The 17,507-nt window shown below is 46.1% G+C and carries 5 protein-coding genes; 4 read left to right on the forward strand and 1 reads right to left on the reverse strand.

The window, feature by feature from the left end:
* Positions 1–13 precede the first annotated feature (13 nt).
* Complete coding sequence (locus AC0VYE_RS09760; RefSeq protein WP_475447486.1) at positions 14–907, reverse strand: multicopper oxidase family protein; 894 nt, start codon at positions 905–907, stop codon at positions 14–16.
* A 320-nt stretch (positions 908–1,227) separates the two neighbouring features.
* Between AC0VYE_RS09760 and AC0VYE_RS09765 the strand changes: the two genes are divergently transcribed.
* From AC0VYE_RS09765 to AC0VYE_RS09780, 4 genes are all read left to right on the forward strand, one after another.
* A complete protein-coding gene (locus AC0VYE_RS09765; protein WP_475449507.1) occupies positions 1,228–2,241 on the forward strand; it encodes a S66 family peptidase in 1,014 nt (337 codons plus the stop codon).
* A 138-nt stretch (positions 2,242–2,379) separates the two neighbouring features.
* Positions 2,380–3,948: a glycoside hydrolase family 32 protein gene (locus AC0VYE_RS09770; RefSeq protein WP_475447488.1), complete on the forward strand. Its 1,569-nt coding sequence runs from the start codon at positions 2,380–2,382 to the stop codon at positions 3,946–3,948.
* A 1,032-nt stretch (positions 3,949–4,980) separates the two neighbouring features.
* Positions 4,981–5,364: an aspartate 1-decarboxylase gene (gene panD / locus AC0VYE_RS09775; protein WP_076270779.1), complete on the forward strand. Its 384-nt coding sequence runs from the start codon at positions 4,981–4,983 to the stop codon at positions 5,362–5,364.
* A gap of 29 nt (positions 5,365–5,393) precedes the next feature.
* A complete protein-coding gene (locus AC0VYE_RS09780) occupies positions 5,394–17,498 on the forward strand; it encodes an amino acid adenylation domain-containing protein (RefSeq protein ID WP_475447490.1) in 12,105 nt (4,034 codons plus the stop codon).
* Positions 17,499–17,507: the final 9 nt, after the last annotated feature.

The raw sequence follows: 17,507 nt of genomic DNA on the forward strand, positions 1-17,507 counted from the left end.
ACTCAAGGAAGATTTATTCATACACGACTGCTGTCGTCATTCCTCCCAGCGAAAGCGTCATATTATTACTAACATGATGCGGGAAATGACAATGCAGAGGCCAGCGACCCGGATTATTAGCGATAAACTCAATATCTCTCGTGGTACCCGACGAGATTAGTATTGTATTTTTTTTAAGACGATTTTCTATTGCAATAGAATTTCCATCCGCTGCAGTCTCATAGAATTGATGTCCGTGAAAGTGAATCGGGTGATTCATCATTCCAATATTCCCGAATCTTATTCTAACGCGGTCACCCTCGTTAACTGGTAATAGGGCTGTATATGGAAAGCATTTTCCGTTTATAGTGAAAAAATTACTTTCATGTGCAAAAGGGTCAATTTCGTAGTTTCCATTTTTTAAAACCCCAGGCTCCAAGCCCATTAGTTTAAATGCTCCCAGCATAAGGTAATAATCTTTTTGTATATCCTTTTTGCTTTCATTGGGATCAAGGATAATAAAACCTCCTTCTAACCCAAGCATATCCTGAACTACACTGTAAAAATGCGAGTGATACATATGGGTACCAGGAGCGTTGGTGATTTTAAAATGGTAATCAAAATAATGGCCTGGATCAATTTTAGGTGAAGGTTCGATTTCTGGCACACCGTCCATTCCATTTGGAACATCTAAACCGTGCCAGTGCACACTCGTAGGCTGAGGTAATTTATTATGTACTCTAAGACACACATAGTCTCCGGGATATACACAGATCGTTGGCCCCGGAGACATTCCATTATAGCCCCATGCATTCACATAGATTCCGGGAAGTATTTCGCTCTTTACAACTTCTGCAACAAGATTAAAATACTTCACTCCATTTTTTTCAGTAAAGGGTAGATTTGGAATGTTTGGTGTAATGACCACATTCATACCTCCAAAATTTATTCTTAAATCATTGTATGAATGGATAATAAAGATTAGTGCTGTTAGATAAGATCTGATTATGTGTTTCCCGGAGCAAATACTTGTTTGCCTATGAAATTCAGAAAGTACTCAATAGAGTAGTCATACATATAGACAAATTGTCTCTCGATCTAATAAGCTGAAAGAGATGTATCCATATCAAGAGCCGCGAGAGCGCGAAGTGAAACAAAAAGAGAAATGTATTACCATCGTTAAAGAGTCAATGACATTACAGAATGACGCTTTTTCTATGTTAAAAGACATTTATGCGGAGGACAATGATGATCAAATATCCGAGGTTTGAAGAAGGAGCAACGATAGGCGTGACGGCACCATCGCATGGGGTTTCTGCTTCTATGCATGATTCGTTTAAGCTGGCTTGCAGTCGTATGGAGACGAAAGGGTATTCAATCATTTGCGGGGAGACAGTTTGGACGCAAAATAAAGCCAAATCATCACCTGCCCAAAAACGAGCGGACGAGTTTAATGAAATGATGAGCAGTGATCACATTGATATCGTCATTCCTCCATGGGGAGGCGAGCTGTTGATTGAGATGCTTGAATATATTGATTTTAACCGCTTAAATGATAAATGGATAATGGGCTATTCAGACATAAGCGTGCTGCTATTTGCGACTACGTTAAAGACAGGCATAGCGTCTGCACATGGTGCTAATTTATTTGATCTAAGAGGCGAATATTCGGATGAGACGACAGCCATGTGGCAACCGGTTTTATCAACTAAGGCAGGAGAATCTATCATTCAATATTCGTCTAATAAGTATCAAAAAGAATGGCAGCACGATAATCCAACCCCTTATGTGTTTCATTTGAACGAGCCTACATACTGGAAATCGACCTCCAAGCAACAAGTGAAGACCGAGGGACGTTTACTTGGAGGCTGTATTGACGTGATCAGACATTTAGTCGGCACACCTTATGGTGATGTATCCGCTTTTCGAGAGCAGTTTATCGATGGTGAGCCTATTTTGTGGTACCTCGAAAATTGTGAGTTATCGACCGTAGATTTACGCAGATCACTGGTTCAAATGAAGCTGGCGGGCTGGTTTGAGCAGAGCCCATGCATTTTGTTCGGACGGAGTCCAGCAAATCAACCCGTAGACGGTTATACCGTTGAAGATGTGTATCAAGAGCTCGCTGAAGAGCTTCAAATTCCGATCATTTATGATGTGGATTGCGGGCATGTTCCTCCTCAAATTACGCTCATAAACGGTGCTTATGCCGAAGTGGAAGTTAATGAGGGTAAAGGTATAGTCAAGCAGTTTTTTAAATAGTGGTAAAAGACAAAACAATTCTATTTGCACTATAGTGCTGATCCTAGAATTAAGAGAACGTAGCAGCAGTATTTCAGCAGGGGTGAGTCCGTCTTTCGAAAGCAATGGCCTAAAGCTATTTGCGATCGGGAGGACGGATTGGTTAAAAAAGTAAGCGTTTACACATGCTCAATTAGCATGATGAAAATTCACAAGCAAGGATGGGTGATCAGGTTGGAAAATACGACAAGCAAACAAGACCTTCATCAACGTTATATTGCAAATGCGAATAAAGCGCTTCAAGAAAATGTGAAAACGATTGATACAACATATCGGCTTCATTATCATATGATGCCGCCAGCAGGCTGGATGAATGACCCGAACGGCATGATTTATTTTGAGGGACATTATCATCTGTTTTATCAGCATGATCCCTATCAATCGAAGCAAGGTCCGATGCACTGGGGACATGCTAGAAGCAAGGATTTAGTTCACTGGGAGCATCTGCCTATTGCGATAGCACCCTCCGAGAATTATGACAAAGCAGAGTTTGGCGGACAGGGCTGTTGGTCAGGAAGCGCAGTAGATAACAACGGCGTTTTAACGTTAATTTATACGGGACATGTTGATGGCAAAACACCGGAAGAGGTCCAAGCTTTAGCGACAAGCACTGACGGTGTGACGTTCCACAAGTATGCTGCTAATCCGGTGATCGGTGATTCACCTGACGCGCAGCGGTTTGGATTCCGTGATCCGAAGGTGTGGAAGCATGAAGATAAATGGCATATGGTCGTTGGTTACGGCAAAGACGGACTTGGAAAAGGGATAATTTATACGTCGAGCGATCTGTTGAGCTGGGAATATCAAGGTGCTGCGACGCAGAGTGATGGTACGATGGGTGATATGTGGGAATGTCCAGATCTATTCCCGCTTGGACAAGGCAATCAGCATACGCTGCTCATCTCCCCGATGAATATTGCACCAATCAAAAACCTGTATTTGTCAGGGACGTTCGATTACGCAAGCTGCCGCTTTGAGAGACAGCAGATGGGACAAATCGATTATGGCTTTGACTTTTATGCGCCGCAAACGCTGCTTGATGATCAAGGCAGAAGAATTATGATCGCATGGATGAACATTTGGGGAGCGACGATGCCAGAGCAAGCGCATGGCTGGCTTGGCGGAATGACGCTGCCGCGCGAATTGGCGTTAGCAGCGGATGGTACGGTACGAAGCAATCCAGTGCCGGAGCTTTCCATGCTGCGTGGACAACAGGTTTCGGTGTCTGATGTAGCTCTATTAAACAACGAATTTGTCAAAATAGAAGGCGTCCATGGAGACTCTCTTGAAATGGATATTGTATTTGATCTGTCTGGAACGGAAGCAACAGAAGTAGGTATTCGTGTACGCAGCTCCGAGGATGGGACGGCCTATACTGAAATTAGCTATTGCATAAGCGAACAAAAGATTTGTATGGATCGTAATCTCGGCGGTGAAGGCGATGGCGGAGTTAGCGAGGCGCCGCTTCAGTTGCCTTCAGACGGGCGTTTGCAGCTACGACTGTTTCTTGATCGCTCCTCTATTGAATTGTTTGCAGGTGAGGGCAGAGTCGCCATGACCAATCGGGTTTATCCTAGAGCTGAAGATACAGGTATCTCTTTCTTTGCTCGCGGCGGAGACGCGCTTCTTCAAACCGTAAATGCTTGGCAGCTGCGCTCGATTTGGTAATGAATGTTGATAATGTTGATACCGTAATTGTCTGAGGATTTTACGTTGTTGCACGTGACGAGTTGTTGATGGATTTCACACTTTGCTTAAAAGATTTGGTTGACACGTTTCAGTCAGTTGGTTTGTGATTTTGTCTGCAATCTTCCAAAGGGCTGTTCCAAGCGTAGTTTTATCTACGCTTGAGACAGCCCTACTTTATTTTGAAGGAACTTAGGCAAAACGATGTCCGCCCCTTATCCAATACACGGCTTACGAATCTAGCAGCTCATATTTAAACCATCCGAAAGGGATTAACATTGTAACGAACTCTAGAATCGTTATTTCGAGAAAAGCAGCTTATGACGCCCTAAAAATCATGCTATAGCGTTAATTAGATTCGTTAAAACGCAAGAAGCCTAGTTCTCTATGGAATAAGCTCAATACAGTTCGTTAGAGAATAAAACAACCCCCTATTTTCTTACACGAAATCGTTTATTATGCGCGAATCTATCACAATAGTGACCATATAAATCAAAAAAAGAGAATTACACCCCTTATTAACATAAAAATCCCCTTTCTTTCATAGGTGCAATCCAACTACTATAGGTATGAGTTCGAATGGTAAAAAGTATCATTTTTTTGATATTAGTATCAAATTAGTCAGGATGACCACGCTCTTTGATATCAAAATAAGCTAAACCTTTACAGCATATTCCCACACCTCTTTCATTGCGCAGCTCTTTTCTAGTAAATGATTTCATTGCTAATCTACATGCTTGTCAGTCTCCCCAACAAGTTAACCCACATGTTATTTTAACTCGAATATTCAACCCGCATAAGCTATACCTTCAACCAAAACTACTTAGTCGTATGCATTGAGAAGTTATTAACAAACTATTGTTAACGCTTTCATGTTAACGGAGTGATTTCATTGTCTTTTTATTTTAAAATTTGTAATAAATACAAATAAAAGTAATTTTAAGGTTGTGTTAAAGCACTATTATTTATCGGTATATTAACCAAATTCACTATTTTATGAGGAGTGTGTTATTTATGTTTAGAGAAATTCACAAATCCAAAATTCACCGTGCAGTCGTTACGGAAGCAAATTTGAATTATGTAGGCAGCATCACGATTGATCAAGATATTTTAGACGCATCCAATATTTTAGAGAACGAGAAAGTACAAGTTGTAAATATCAATAACGGCGCGCGGTTGGAGACGTATGCGATCACAGGCCCAAGAGGCTCAGGCATGGTTTGTCTAAATGGAGCGGCTGCGCGAATGGTTCAGCCAGGAGATCTCGTTATTATTATCTCCTACGCTATGATGGAAGATCATGAAGCGAGGGTGTACAAGCCCGATGTGGTCATTATGGATGAGAATAATCGGATTGTGACGGACAAGTATCAAGAGCTGCACTCTACAACGGTATAATGCCACAGACAAAAAGTAGGGGGAGCTATATGAATATCATCCGAAATCTCTCAGAGGTACTCATTGCAAGCGGAACGAGCGGTGCGGGCATTACGTTCTGCGAGGCGGGTAAGGATCGATTTGTGTCGTATGGACAACTACGCAAGGCAGCGGGAGCAGTACTCGGTCAACTGCAGGAAAGAGGGCTTGGCAAAGGGCAGCATGTTGTGCTGCAGACCGAAGATAATGAACGATTTCTTGTTTTGTTTTGGGCCTGCCTATTGGGCGGCATGATCCCCGTTCCACTTACAGCGGGACGAACTGACGAAGGCAGGAAGAAGCTTCTTCAAGTAAGCAGCCAACTTGGAAATCCGTATTTGCTGTGCGAGCCAGAAATATGGGAATCTGTTGCAGCTTATTGTCACAAGAATGAAGAGCATGCCGCAGGACAGCTTCTGCAAAATAAAATGCTGCCGATCAAGAATGTTTTGGATGAAGCAGCTGCTATAGATCGCCAAGGAACAGTCTATGCGGCAACCGAGGATGATGTTGCATTTATCCAATTCACCTCTGGTTCTACAGGTGATCCTAAAGGTGTTGTTTTGACACATGGCAACTTACTTTCGAATATGCGGGCGATATTGGAGGGCGCGCAGTCAACCGAGGCTGATTCCTCTTTAAGCTGGCTCCCGCTTACGCATGATATGGGTTTGATCGGATTTCATCTAACTCCGATGCTTGGGCTTATGAATCAATGGCAGATGCCGACCTCGACATTCGTGCTTCATCCGATGAAGTGGATGGAGCTCACGCATCAGCATCGCATTACCTGTCTATCATCACCTAACTTTGGTTATGTTCACTTTCTACAGCATTTTAAACCTGAGAATGCCACCTGCTGGGACCTTAGCTCGGTAAGGCTTATCTTTAACGGAGCGGAACCAATATCTGCGAGCAATTGCCGCGAGTTTCTCGCACAGATGAAGCCTTATGGGCTTAGAGAACAATGTATATTTCCCGTCTATGGGCTAGCGGAAGCAAGCTTGGCCGTTACATTTCCGCATGTGGAGGAGAGCTTGAATACCTTATATGTAAGCCGAAAAGGCTTGAATATCGGAGATGTTATTCAGGATGCTCCAGCAGATGATCCCAATAAAATAGAAATCGTTGAGCTCGGGTTCCCTGTATCCGAATGCGAGCTTAAAATTTGCGACGAGTCTGGCCGGGAAACGCCAGATCGGTACGTTGGACTCCTCCATATTAGAGGGAGGAATGTCACCAAGGGTTATTTTAACCGCCCTGATGTGAATGCCGTCATTCTATCGACAGACGGTTGGCTGAATACCGGTGATCTTGGATTTATGCAAGACGGCAGATTGTATGTGACTGGCCGCATGAAGGATATTATTTTCGTCAATGGCCAGAACGTATACCCGCATGATTTGGAAATGCTGGCAAGTGAAATTAAGGGAGCAGAAATAGGCAAAGTAGCTGTTAGCGCGATTCAGAATGAAGTAACGAAGCAGGATGAGATCGCCGTGTTTATTCAATTTCGAGGAAAGCTTAATGCTTTTGTGCCGCTGAGGGAAAGCGTGCAGCGACTGCTAAATCGAAAAACTGGACTCCAAGTGGAGCTCATTGTACCAGTGAAGCGTATTCCGAAAACGACCTCTGGGAAAATTCAGCGTTACACTCTTGCTGAGAGTATGCAGAGCGGACAATTTTCTTCAGTCATTTCGGAATTGGAGTCGCTGGCAGCGATTATGGAAGAAACAGCTCCCGAGTCGGCTGCTGCAGCTCCTAAAACGGATGCCGAACAGCGCATATTGTCTATTTGGAAAAAAGTGCTGAAGACAGACCGTATTGGAATCGATGATCATTTTTTGGAGCATGGCGGTAATTCACTTCGCGCAGCTTATGTAGCTGCCCAGCTGCAGTCGACGTTTGGCATAAATGTATCCCTGAGCGAGTTGTTTAAGTATCATACTGTTCGGTTGCTCGCCGCTTATGTCGCTGAAGCGGCTGCTGGGGAAGATCAAAGAAATGATAGAAATGGCCAGTGCGAAGTGATCTCAAATGGAGGCAAGAGGGATTGGTATCCCGCTACATCTGCTCAGAAGAGATTATTTATTGTTGAGGAAATGAGTTCAGGTTTTCTTCGTTATCATCTGCCGCAGCGCATAAGCATTGAGGGGGAGCTGGACCTCAGTAAATTTCAGCAGGTGTGGGAGTCTTTGATCAACAGGCATTCTTCACTACGTACATCATTTGTTATGGACCATGATATCGTGGTCGGTCGAATTGCAGATTCAATAGAGCTGCCCATTGTTTATACAGACGGGCGCGGTTGGTCAGAGAGTGATATGCAGCACAAAATAAGTGCATTTCTACAGCCTTTTGAGCTATATAAGGCGCCGTTGTTCCGAATAGAGTTAATCACACGCGGTCATAACCGACATCTGATGTTATTTGATATGCATCATCTCATTACGGATGGTACGTCGATGGGGATATTAATCGGGCAATTTGTTGCGATGTATGAAGGGGCTGAGCTGCCTCCAAATTCTTTTCAATACAGCGATATTGCTGATTGGGAGAATAGGATCAGGGCAGAAGATAGGCGCATGAGCAGGCAAAGAGAGTATTGGCGGCAAATGTTCAAGGAGGGAGCGGGGGAGATCGACATCCCCGCAGATTATCGGCGTCCGCTCACTCCTAGCTACAAGGGAGCTATCGAAAAATTTGTACTCGATGCAACCCTTACAGCTAAGCTGGAGCAATTAGCTTTCCGAACAGGCGGTACGTTGTACACCGTATTAACTTCCATTTACTTTATGCTGCTGAGCAAGTACACCGGAGCAGTTGATATGGTGATCGGTACTGCGTCGGCAGGGAGAACACGGCCGGAGATGGAAGGTATCGTGGGCCTGTTCGTCAATATGGTGCCGCTGCGACTTCGAGCTGGCAAGGAGCTTTCGATCCTTCAATGCTTTGAAGAGATCAATAAACAAATATTGTTATCGCTAGACCATCAGGACGTCCCTTACGAAGAAATGGTAGAGCTGGCAGAGGCAAAACAAGAACATGGCCGCAATCCATTGTTCAGCACCGTATTTACGCTGCACAACATGGAAATTCCACAGTTTACTACAGCGAATGTCACGTTCAAGCCTGAGCCGATAGGAACAGGTACATCTAAATTTGATATGACCTGGGAATGTATAGCTTCGGAGGAAGGCATTTCAGTATCTATTGAATATTCCCTCGACTTGTACAGTCAAGAAACAGTAAGAGGATTTGCTCGACATTATAAAACATTGGCTGATGCAGCAGTTCAATCCCACGATTCGACTGTTGAGATGCTTCCTATGTTAGACGAGGATGAATGCCAGCTTATTTTGGCAACTAGCGAGTCGAGTCGAGCACCTTACCCTAACGATACTTCGCTGTACCGGCTGTTTGAGAGGCAGGTGGCTCATACACCGCAGCTCCCGGCTATAGTTATGCATGAGGAGACCCTCTCTTACACAGAGCTGAATGAAATGGCAAATGCTCTGGCTAGATGGCTCATCAACCATGGAGTAGTTCCGCATTCACGTGTGGCGCTGCTTCTTCATCGATCCATTAATATGCCAGTTGCGATACTTGCTGTGTTGAAGACCGGCTCCGCTTATGTGCCAATCGACCCGAGTTATCCTATCGACAGGATTGAGTTTATGCTTAGGGACGCTGATATTTCTACAATGATAGTAGATGTTCAGACAAACCATATAGGCGGCAAGCTTGCTCAAGCTGGGAATAGGCCAGTAGATAAGATTGACATCGATGCTATGAGGAACGAGTGGAGACAGGCAGAGGGACATAATTTGAATGTGGATGTAACAGGGGACGACGCAGCTTATGTGATGTACACCTCTGGTTCCACAGGACGGCCAAAAGGAATTTTAACTACGCACCGAAACGTCATTCGCATTGCTCGGGCTACTGATTATATTCGAATAACGAATGAGGATGCGCTGCTGCAGTTATCGAATTATGCGTTTGACGGATCGACGTTTGATTTTTATGGGGCACTTTTGAACGGCGCAAAGCTTGTCCTTGTGAATGAAAACGATTTGCTTGATATCCATCAGCTTATTTTATTGATGAAGAAACAAAGGGTTACTATATTTTTTGCGACTACAGCTTTGTTTAATGCATTCGTTGACTCTGGACTGACGGACTTGCCTTCCCTTCGTCATCTATTGTTTGGCGGTGAACGCGCATCGGCCCCGCATATTAGAAGAGCTTATCAGACCGTCGGTTCAGGCGTGCTGCTTCATGTGTACGGTCCAACAGAGTCTACTGTTTTCGCTACTTGTTATCCGATTGACTCGCTAGAGCAGGACAATGCTGCGATTCCAATAGGCAAGCCTATCGCAAATTCAGAAGCACTTGTATTGGACGAAAATGGTGCCTTGCTCCCAGCACTTGTGCCTGGGGAGTTATGTATTTCAGGCGATGGTTTAACACAAGGTTATCTGAACCTGCCAGAGCTTACTGCAAATAAATTTGTTTCCCATCCTTTTAAAGAGGGAACCAAGCTTTACAGGACAGGGGATTTGGTTAGGCGGCTGCCTGACGGTAATCTAGAGTTTTTGGATCGGCTCGACACCCAGGTGAAGCTGCGTGGATTTCGTATAGAACTGGGGGAAATTGAGAGCAAACTGCTAGAGTGTGAGGACGTTAAGGAAGCGGTAGTTATGCTGAAATACCGCAGCGGCGATCCACAGCTTGCTGCCTATATCGTTGCAAATGGTGAGCTTTCCATAGATCGGCTGCAAGCAGAGCTGGGAGCAAAGCTGCCGCAATTTATGATTCCGACAGTCTTCGTGCGGGTGGAGAAGCTCCCGCTCACCTCTAACGGCAAGATTAACAAAAACGCATTGCCTGAGCCTGACTTTTCCAAACTGAGCATCGGAATGGCAGCAGTCTATGTCCCGCCTGCAACCCAAACCGAGATTCAGCTTGCAACCATTTGGGAAATGGTTTTGAAGGTAGAGGCTGTTGGCGTTAATGATCATTTCCTCGCACATGGCGGTCACTCATTGAAGGCTGCAGCGCTTGTGTCGGAAATTTACAAGAAATATCATGTCCGAATGCCGATCAAGGAAGTATTTCTACGTTCAACAGTTAGAGAGCAAGCAGAATGGATTGACAGCGCGGATAAAGAGGCATATGAACCGATAATACCGATAAACATTTCTCGATCTTACCCGTTAAGTCCATCCCAGCAGCGTATTTTTCTCATTGAAGAAATAGCAAACGCGGGTATAGCCTATCATATCCCGCTAGTGCTGCGCTTAACTTGCCATGTTCAGCGAACGGATATGGAACGGGCCATAAAAGGACTAATTGCTTTGCATGAGCCGCTTCGTACATCATTCCAGCTTATTGACGGTGAGGCTCGTCAAATTATACATGAGCATGCTTCGTTCGAGCTTCAAGAGATAAGCGATACAACAATAGATCTAGAGCAACGGTTCTGCGAATTTGCCAAGCCGTTGCCGCTTTCACAAGCTCCGCTCCTTGACGCACGGCTGCTCAGCAGCGCATCCGGAGAAACTTATTTGCTTCTAAATATCCATCATATTATTGCGGACGGCATTTCGGTGAGTCTGCTTATTGAAGAGCTAGTCAAACGACTAGACGGCAAGCGCTTGGAAGAGCCGCATATTCAGTACAAGGACTATGCGGTATGGAGAGCAGGCCAAGGGAATACGGAACGCATGCGGAAGAGCATCCGATATTGGGAGACCGAGTTAAGCGCCCCACCTCCGAGCCTCGACATGCCGCTTGACTTCCCGCGTGGGGAACGGCAATCGCTGGAGGGGGAGACGTTTGGATTCCATGTTCCTTCAGAGCTAGCTATTCGGCTTCAATCTATATCCGATACGCTCAATATCAGCTTAAACAGTCTGTTGTTTGCTTCCTACGCTCTGCTTCTCCAAAAGTATACAAGCGGAAATGACTTGATTATAGGTGCGCTAGCGGCAGGAAGATCACATCCTGAAACGGCTAATATGATCGGTATGTTCAATAATTTTCTACCAATTCGCCTTAAAATAGGCGATGGCATGAAATTTGATCAATTTGCGAAGGCGTCACATGATCACCTGCTTGCAGCACTCGAACATCAAGATGTGAGCTTTGACCAGATGATTGAAGCTGCGCAAATGACGATTGATCCCTCACGAAACCCGCTGTTCGATACGATGATGATTTTGCACAACCAGATCGGAAATGATTTGGAAGTGAAGGGTCACACCGTAGGAGTACAGCCTGTACGCGCAGGTAAAAACATGACATCAAAATTGGATTTTAAGCTTGATCTTTATTCTCATGGTGACGGAGGCTTTCGAGCAGAGCTAGAGTTCAATACGCGATTATTCCATAAAGCGACGATGATGAGGCTGGCGGATCATTGGCTCAATGTACTGAAACAAGTGACCGATGAGCCGGGTATGAGATGCTCTTCCCTCAGCTTAATTATGGAGAAGGAAGCGCAAATGCTTCAAGAATGGAATGACACTGCGAGGCCGTATCCCGATAGCCAGACCATTCATGGTTGTTTTGAGGCACAGGTACGCAAGACGCCGGATGCTCCAGCCATTCGATCGAACGAGGGTATGTTTACTTACCGTGAGCTCGATGAACGTGCAAACCGACTTGCTCTGCTGCTCCGTAAGAAAGGTGTTGGAGCAGAGACGATTGTTCCGATTGTTGCAGAGCGCTCTCTTGAAATGATGGCAGCGATTTTAGGCATTCTAAAAGCCGGGGGCGCTTACTTGCCTATCGATCCGCATTTTCCAGAGGAGCGTATTGGGTACATTCTTGAAGATAGTGGAGCCAAGTTATTATGTTCCCAGCACAAATGGATGAACCAACTGCCGTTTAATGGTGAAATTATAGATATAAATGCTGTTGAAGACAAGGGTTCGCATGATGCTGAGGAATGGCTATGGGAGCCTGCAGTGAACGCGCATCATTTGGCTTATGTTATCTATACATCAGGTTCTACTGGAAAACCAAAGGGAGTTATGATCGAGCATGCTGCGGTCATCAACCGTATACATTGGATGCAAGATCAATATCCGCTTGACGCGCAAGATGTCATTCTTCAGAAGACACCCATAACATTTGATGTTTCGGTGTGGGAGCTGTTCTGGTGGAGTTTTGCAGGGGCATCTGTTTACTTGCTGGAACCGCGGGGGGAGCGGGAGCCGCAGGTCATGATGAAAGTCATCCGTGAGCAAGCGGTGACGGTCATGCATTTTGTCCCATCTATGCTGGGCGTATATCTCCAGTATGCATCGGAAGTTAAGGCGGACAAGCCTTTCGGAGGTTTGCGTTACGTATTTGCAAGCGGAGAGGCGTTGAAGCCTGCACAGGTGGAAGGGTTCTACAGCCGACATTCTGCAGGCAGCGAAAGTCCACGACTCATAAATTTATACGGACCTACTGAAGCGACCGTGGATGTCAGCGCATATGACTGTGCGAACTATAAGCAAGGATCTGTTCCAATTGGCTCGCCGATTCAAAATATTCGGCTGTACGTTGTGGATGAGCAGCGGCGGCTGCAGCCGATTGGAATTCCGGGCGAGCTCTGCATCGCTGGAGTGGGACTCGCTAGAGGTTATTTGAACCGTCAAGAATTGACAGCGGAAAAATTTGTACCCGATCCTTTTTTTGCTGGGGAACGCATGTACTTGACCGGAGACCGCGCGCGCTGGCTTGCTGACGGTCATATCGAGTATTTGGGTCGATTCGATCATCAAGTGAAGATTAGAGGATTTCGAATGGAATGTGGAGAGATTGAGCATGCGCTGATGCAGCTGGAGGAGGTTTCCGATGCGCTCGTCATGACCGTGAAGGATCGGACGGGAGAGCCAGCCTTATGTGCATATGTGGTTTCTTCTTTTGAACGCAATGAACGTGAGCTGAAGGAGAAACTGAGGGGAATGCTGCCGGAATATATGATTCCTTCTCTGTTTGCCTGCCTTCACTCCTTTCCTCTTAATGCTAGCGGGAAGATAGACCGGAGCAGCCTTCCAAAGCCGACGTTTGCTGATTCTATTGGCGGCGCTGATCCGCGCAGTGAGACGGAGCTCCGACTGGCAGAGCTATGGAAGAGCATACTTGGTGTTCGCATCGTACGCACCGACGATCATTTTTTCCAGCTTGGCGGACATTCGCTGCGCGCAGCGCAGTTAACGGGTGCAGTGGAGCGGCAGTTAGAGGTCATATTTACACTAAAGGATGTGTTCGCCTACCCTGTCCTAGAAGAGATGGCAGCGTTCATTGATAGATCGCCGAAAAGGACTGCTGCATCTATCACAAGGGCCGAGCAGAGGGATGTTTACCCATTGTCGCTTGCGCAGAACCGACTATTCGTTCTGCATCATATGAAGCCTTTAAGTACAGCCTACAATTTGCCGCTCGCACTCAGTATGCGTGGTGAACTGAACGTTGAGAGATTGCAAGAGGCGCTGCAGCGGCTCATTGACCGTCATGAGCCGCTCAGAACAAGCTTTGAATGGCGCGATGGCGCCCCCGTGCAGCGCATTCATGAGCGAGTAATGGTGCGAGCTGATGTAACAAAAACGGATCAAGTGGATGGATGGAGCAGCATGCAAAAATTCGTTCAGCCATTCGATTTGAGCATTGCTCCGCTGCTGCGCGCTTCGCTTATTACAAATGGCGCGCAAGAGCATTTGCTGATGCTTGATATGCATCATATCGTATCTGACGGTATTTCAATGACAGTGCTGGCGCATGATTTCACCAAGCTTTATGAAGGCGGCACATTGCTGCCGCTTGAAATCCAGTACAAGGACGTAGCTGTATGGCAGCAGGGCTTTATGAAGAGCCGCGAGCGGGACAGGCAAGAGCAGTACTGGCGAGAGGAGCTGGCGGGAACGCTGCCGCTTCTGGATTTGCGAGTGGACAAGCCAAGGCCAGCCGAACAAAGCTTTAAGGGGAGCAAAATCATCCATGCGCTGCCTCTCTCGTTAATGTCCGAGGTAGAGTCATTGGCAGCAACGGCTGGCATGACTAGTTTTCCAATATGGCTTGCTTGTTTTCACGTGCTGCTTCATAAGCTGACGGGGCAAGAGGATCTTATCTCTGGTACACCGATTGGAGGAAGATCCCATCCAGAGACAGCCCCGCTTGTTGGGATGTTTGTCAATACCGTTGCTATACGGAGCCAGCCATCGGGTCAGCACAGCTTTCTTCATTTTGCCCGACAGATCAAGGAGAAGGTGCTTGGTGCGATGCATAATGGGATGCTGCCGTTCGAGCATTGTGTAACCTCACTTGATGTAAAGCGAGACCTGAGTCGAAATCCAATCTTTGATGTCATGTTTGTAATGCAAAATATGGATGTGCCGGCAATGAAAGCTGATGTGCTGCAATTAAAGACGCAGCCGCTGGAGCACGCTGTATCCAAGCTGGACCTGACGTTTGAGCTTGCAATGCGCGAGGATGGTGCAGACCTTACTGTAGAATATGCAACGGATCTATTCGAACAGCAAACAATCAACCGAATGATTAGCTACTATATTCGGATTGTGAAGCAAGTTACGAAAGATACGCATATCTCTTTAAACCAGATAAGATTGCTGACTTCGGATGAAGAAGCCATTCAACTTGTTCAATTTAATGAAACGGCTACCGCTTATCCAAGTCATATGACTGTTGAGTCTTACTTGGAAGCACAAGCTGAGTGGATACCGCATGCTACTGCCCTGATCTATGAGACTGGGGAAATGTCCTATCGTGAACTGAATGGGAAGGCTAATCGGCTGGCAAGAGTTCTGAGAAAACACGGGGTGAAGCATGAGGATACTGTAGCCGTCATCATGGAGCGTTCTGTTGACATGATCATTGCGATTTACGGCATATTGAAGGCGGGAGCGGCGTATGTCCCTATCTCACCTGGGCTTCCTGAAGAGCGAGTTCGGTATATGCTGGATGACTCGGGAGCAAAGATTGTGTTGACTCGGGGCTTAGACGGGCAGTTCGGCAACATGTCGCTAGATTCTAAACGATTGAACATAGAGGAAGCGCTGCAGCATGAGCAAAATGATGGACCGTTAGAAAAAATTCATCGATCGCGCAGCTTAGCGTATGTGTTATACACCTCTGGGTCGACAGGACAGCCTAAAGGGGTAATGATTGAGCATCATTCCGTAGTGAATCGCCTTACGTGGATGCAAAACAGATACACACTTGATTTGCATGATGTGATTTTGCAAAAAACGCCATTCACGTTTGATGTGTCGGTATGGGAGTTGTTCTTATGGAGCTTCTCAGGCGCTAAGCTATGCTTGCTTGCACCAGGCGGAGAAAAGGACCCTCGGGCGATATATGATGCCATTAATAAGTATGCGGTGACTACGTTACATTTTGTACCTTCTATGCTTCATCTGTTTTTGGATTACCCGGGCCTTGTTAACGATAGTAAAAAGCTTGAGAGCTTACGTTATGTTTTTGCCAGTGGAGAAGCGCTTACGGTCAATCAAGTAGAGAGATTCAGAGAGCGAATCGGAGAACTTAATGCTGCGAAGCTCATTAATCTGTATGGTCCAACCGAAGCGACGGTCGACGTGTCCTATTACGAGTGTATAGGAGAGCAAAGTTTAACGAGCGTGCCTATTGGCTCGCCTATCGACAATATTTCCTTATATGTGGTCAATGATGTTATGCAGGTTCAACCGGTAGGCGTGGCGGGAGAACTGTGTATTGCGGGAGTTGGCTTGGCGCGGGGGTATTGGAAACGTCCTGATTTGACCTCGGAAAAGTTTGTGAAAAATCCATTCGCAGCTAACGAGCTCATGTATCGTACAGGCGATCTTGCGAGGTGGCTGCCTGATGGCAGCATCGAATTTCTGGGACGAATGGATCACCAGGTGAAAATTAGGGGGTACCGCATTGAATGCGGGGAGATCGAGCATGCGCTTACGGGTCATCCAGACGTGAGGGAAGCCGTTGTCATGAAGCGTGACGGAGCTGCGGCGGAAAGCGCTTTTCTATGCGCGTATGTCGTAACGAGTGATGCAGTCACTACTGCACAATTACGTTATCATTTGGCTAAAACATTACCCGATTATATGGTTCCGGCTGTCTACGTGGAACTGGATCACATGCCGCTTTCTCCAAATGGCAAGGTAGATCGTAAGTCATTGCCAGCACCAGACGAGCGGTTGGATGCAGGCGTGCGTTATGTGGAGGCAGCAAGCGAAACGGAGAAAACCATTTCTATCGTGTGGGGAGAAGTGCTTGGCCGAACCGCTATTGGAACGCATCATAATTTCTTTGATGTTGGAGGAGAGTCGCTGCTGCTTGTCCGTACCCACCAGCGACTGGAAGAGTTGTACCCAGGTTTACTCAAGGTGACGGATCTATTTAATTACCCGACGATTGCCGCGCTTGCAGAATATATTGATTCCCAAAGCAATCTTTCTCGCACTTGGCATTACGCTGGAATTGCTGCAGGCGAGGACTGCTTCAATAACACATACGCTGCGCAGAGGAATGGTTCGTACCAATTTACCCTTGAGGACGATTTAATTGAAGGACTGGCGGAAATGGCATATACGGAGTCCGTGTCCATTACAACCGTTGCACTAGCAATCTATCTGCTCTTCTGGAAGCAGCAGTCAGGCGCTAATGACTTGGTTATACCAGTTGCAACATCAAGGAGACGGCTCACACCTTTAGAGCTTGACTTTAGTACGGTGCTGGAGTTTAGCGAACTAATCCGAGCAGCCGACTCGTTGTTTGACGACACGAAAATTTCCTACGATTGGAATCAAGTGGAGAGAGAGCTTGGGAGCCATAATAGTTCCCGCATAACGCCTTTGTTTGTAGATCGCTCGCGCACCGGTTTCATTTCCGAAAACGAGCTTCTTCATCTCTTCGATATCATTCTCACGTTAGACAGCGGCAGGGGCGGAGCAGGTAAAGGAATGAGCGGTTTATGGGAATTTAATGCACGTCGATTAAAGAAAGAAAAGGTTAAGGCATGGGCTCAGAGCTATATTAAGCTGCTCAGAATGGCCGTTCATCAATTTCAGCAGACTTCTAATGCTAGAGCTGGCGGCAAGCAGTAAGGACAACCC

Source organism: Pristimantibacillus sp. Z349TD_6 (assembly GCF_056173205.1).